General features: G+C 66.0%; 1 protein-coding gene and 1 pseudogene. Both read right to left on the reverse strand.

Features of this window, described 5'->3' with window-relative positions; genetic code table 11:
• Nucleotides 1–208: 208 nt before the first annotated feature.
• A complete protein-coding gene (locus tag F3J10_RS35230; RefSeq protein WP_167244013.1) occupies nt 209–1909 on the reverse strand; it encodes a peptidase S10 in 1701 nt (566 codons plus the stop codon).
• A gap of 143 nt (nt 1910–2052) precedes the next feature.
• Nucleotides 2053–2397, reverse strand: a pseudogene (locus F3J10_RS35235) (MFS transporter); the annotation flags it as partial.
• Between the last annotated feature and the right edge of the window lie 123 nt (nt 2398–2520).

The raw sequence follows: 2520 nt of genomic DNA on the forward strand, positions 1-2520 counted from the left end.
TCGACTCATCCAACCTTGCTTCCTCTTTCGTGCCGCGTTTCCGTTAGCGCGAAAGAGGCGTGATTCTAAGCAGCCCATCGCCTTCGTGCAAGCGTTTTCGCAAAGAAAATGCATGAAGGGCGCCGCTCGCGCGGCGCCCTTCATGGCAACTCGTTGATACCAAAAGAAGAAACGCGAAATTCGGTTGCTCACGCAACCAACATCGCCCTCACTGACCCGCCGGCGTCCCCTCGTAGAAGCGCGCGAGATCGGTCTTCATCGCATGCAAGGCGGCATCGTCGAGGTAGATCATGTGCCCCGCCGGGTAGTAGCGCAGCTCGAGGTTCGGACGCAGCGACTTGTCGAGCCCGAGATGCGATAGCGCATATTCAGTGGCATAGAACGGCGTCGCCAGATCGAAATAGCCGTTCAGCGACATCACTCGCAGCTTCGGGTTCTGCCGCATCGCCTCGGCAAGATCGCCGGCGGCATAGGGCACCGCCAGTTGCTCACCCCACCATTCGCGATGCTTCCAATCCCATTGCCGCAAGGCGGCATCGTTGAAGACGCGATAGCGGTCGCTCGGCCGGTAGTCGAGATCCTGCGCCAGATGCCGATGCAGCGCCGCGTCGAACACGCTGGAGATGCTGGTCGCCGATGCATCGAAATCGCCATGCTCCCCCGCATCGTCGTAGTCGATACCCTTGAAGCGCGCATCGTAGCGCCCCAGGTTACGCGACTCGCCGCGCAGCAACTGCTTGCGGAACCGCGACGGCCCGATGCGCAGCCGCGCCTCTTTTATATATGACACGTCGAGTCCCGTATAAGCGGCGATGCGCGCCGCGATCGCATCGCGCTCGGCATCGGGCAAGGCATCCCCCTGCGCGAGCGCCTGCTCATAAGGGCCGCGCGCGAAGGCACGGACTTCGTCGAGAAACGCGGGCAGGTTGGGCGGCTTGGGCGAAAGACGGTCGTGATACCAGGCGATCGCGGCGAAGCTCGGCAAATAGCTTTCGCTTTCGAAATCCGAACCCGCCGAGAACGCCGCCGAATCGAGCACCGACGACATCAGGATCACCCCGTTCAAGGCGATATTGCTGCGATCGTTCAGGCGATACGCCAGCATCGCCGCGCGAGCCGTGCCATAGGACTCGCCGAGCAGGTACTTCGGCGAATCCCAGCGCTGGTACACCGTCAGGTAGCGCTCGATGAAATGATCGAAGGCATCGAGATCGCTGTCGACACCCCAGAAATTCTTCCCGCTCGCGTGGCCGACCGCGCGCGAGAAGCCGGCGCCCACCGCGTCGATGAAGACCAGGTCGGTCTGTGCCAGCAGGCTGTCGGGGTTGTCGGCGAGATCGTAGGGCGCGGGTCCGCTGATATCGGGGCTGGCCGTGCGTGCTCGCTTCGGGCCGAACGAGCCCATCATCAGGAACATGGTGCCGGCGCCGGGGCCGCCGTTGAACAGGAAGGTGACCGGCCGCTGCGAGGCGCGCCGGCCATTCGCCGTATATGCAATATAGAAGACGCTGGCCGTGGCCTGCCCCGCATCGTCGCGCAGCAGCAGGTTGCCTGCCGTCGCGGTGTAGTCGATGGTGCGGCCGTCGAGCCGGATCGAGTGGCGCGTCACGGCGCTGGTTTCGGGCGGCACCGGAATGAACTCGCCGCCATTCGGCGCGCGATGCGCATCGGCGCCTGCATTCGCGCTGTCGTCGGCGGACGGACGGCCCGTCGTCGCCGAAGCAGGAGAAACAGCCGAAGCGGCCGAAGCGGCCGAGGCAGACGCCGCCCCCTTCGAAGAAGCCGCCGCCCGCGCCTGCACCTCGCTGGCCGGCACCGCGGCCGGCTCGGCCGCCCGCGCCCATCCTCCCGCCGACATCGCGACGAGCCACCCCAGACAGCACAACGATGCATTCAGACGAAGCGGCATGACATCCTCGATCGAGACGGCGCGCGTGACGGTCTGCGGATTGTCGGCAAATCGTGCCGGGGCGTCAACGCGAAGCCGTCGCCCTCGAAACGAAACGGGCGAGCCACCCGGCCCGCCCGTTCCCGATCCAGCCGCCGCCCCGCTCAGGCGCGCCGCCAGACCCGCACCAGCAGCGCCCCGATCGAGGTCAGCACCGCCATCGCGACCACCGCCGTCCAGCCCCACTGCGCGAACAGCAGGGTGCCGATCGCGGCGCCCGTCGACATGCCGACGAACATGCCGACGAACAGCACCGCATTGAGGCGGCTGCGCGAAGCCGGATCGATGCCGTAGACGATGGTCTGGTGCGCGATCAGGGTCGACTGGAAGCCGAGATCGAAACCGACCGTGGCCAGCGCGATCAGGCCGAGCTGCGCCGACACCGACAGCCAGGGCGCCAGCCACATCGCCGCGAACGAGACGGTGGCGATCGCGATCCCGAGCCGGGTGCCGTCCCGCCCGCCAGCCGCACGGAGGCCATCGTGGTCGAGCAAGTGATCCTGGGCATTTTTCTGGTGCTGCCGCTCGTGATCGTCGCGGCCCTGTTCTCCGACGAGCTGTGGCAGGAACAT

Source organism: Burkholderia sp. Cy-637 (assembly GCF_011753175.1).
Classification (GTDB): Bacteria; Pseudomonadota; Gammaproteobacteria; order Burkholderiales; family Burkholderiaceae; genus Burkholderia; species Burkholderia gladioli.